The sequence below is a fragment of the Nocardia anaemiae NBRC 100462 genome, from assembly GCF_001612725.1.
Taxonomy (GTDB): Bacteria; Actinomycetota; Actinomycetes; order Mycobacteriales; family Mycobacteriaceae; genus Nocardia; species Nocardia anaemiae.
In genome coordinates this window covers 1-1394 of sequence record NZ_BDAZ01000123.1, presented here as the reverse complement: position 1 = coordinate 1394, position 1394 = coordinate 1, and the positions used below count along the sequence as shown (strand labels likewise).

At 62.3% G+C, this 1394-nt stretch carries 1 protein-coding gene; it reads right to left on the bottom strand.

Annotated elements, in window-relative coordinates; translation table 11 throughout:
- Nucleotides 1-38: 38 nt before the first annotated feature.
- Nucleotides 39-1328: an IS256 family transposase gene (locus NA5_RS38685; RefSeq protein ID WP_084484750.1), complete on the bottom strand. Its 1290-nt coding sequence runs from the start codon at nucleotides 1326-1328 to the stop codon at nucleotides 39-41.
- Between the last annotated feature and the right edge of the window lie 66 nt (nucleotides 1329-1394).

Genomic DNA, 1394 nt, shown 5'->3' with positions numbered 1-1394 from the left:
GGGGACTATCTCGCCAAGGGTGTTTCCGGCGGTTTCTTTCAGTAGGTTTGGGCGTCGGGCCAGCGGTCGGCGAAGGTGATCGCGAAGGCGTTGACCGCGGGTTTCCAGCGCATGGTCCATCGTGCCCGACCCGCCCCGGTCGGGTCCAACGATCGGGTGACCAGGTACAGGCATTTCAGGGCGGCTTGCTCGGTGGGGAAATGACCACGCGCCTTGATCGCACGCCGGTAACGCGCGTTCAACGACTCGATCGCGTTCGTCGAGCAGATGACCCGCCGTATCTCGATGTCGTAGTCGAGGAAGGGTATGAATTCCTCCCACGCATTCTCCCAAAGATGCGTGATCGCAATGTATTTCGTGCCCCACTTCTCGGTGAGCTCGTCCAGTGCCGCTCGGGCCGCGTCGGCGTTGGGTGCGGTGTAGATCGGTTTCACGTCCCGGCGCAACGCGTCCCAATGCTGACGGCCCGCCAGCCGGAACGTGTTGCGAATCAGATGGATGATGCAGGTCTGGACCGTCGCCAGCGGCCACACGTTGCCGACCGCGTCGGGCAGCCCTTTCAACCCGTCGCAGACCAGGAAGAACACATCCTTGACCCCGCGGTTGCGGATGTCGGTGAGCACGGCGAGCCAGAATTTGGCGCCTTCACCACCAGTGCCGGCCCACAATCCGAGGATGTCCTTCTCGCCGTTGACGGTGACTCCGATCGCGGCGTAGATCGGCCGGTTGGCGACTTGGCCGTCGCGGACCTTGACCACGATGGCGTCGATGAACACGGCCACATAGATTTCGTCCAGCGGCCGGGCCGACCATTCCTGCATCTCGGCGATCACCTTGTCGGTGATCCGAGACACCGTCTCCTTCGACACCGATGCCCCGTAGATCTCGGCGAAATGCGCCGAAATCTCGCCGGTGGTAAGTCCTTTCGCATACAGCGACAACACGATCTCGTCCACCCCGGTCAAACGGCGTTGGCGTTTCCTGACGATCTGCGGCTCGAAAGACCCGTCCCGATCTCGGGGCACCTCGATCTGCACCTGCCCGGTCGCCTCGGTCAACACCGTCTTCGAACGAGTCCCGTTTCGCACATTGTTCGATTCGCGCTCGGCCGGTGCCTGACCCTTGTCGAAGCCGAGGTGTTCGGTCATCTCCTCGTTCAACGCCGTCTCCAGCACGGTCTTGGTGAACTGTTTGAGCAGCCCGTTCGGCCCCGTCAGCGACAGGCCCTGTTCCTTGGCCATCCGGACCAGCTCCTGAGCGGCCAACTCCTCAGCCGAAGCCTCGGCCGGCTTCTTCTTCCTCGTCACTGGATCAAGTGTCGTCATCATCGACCCTTCCCGCTGAGCATCACTCAGCGAATCAGGCCGGAAACACCCCTAAATCCACAGTCCCGA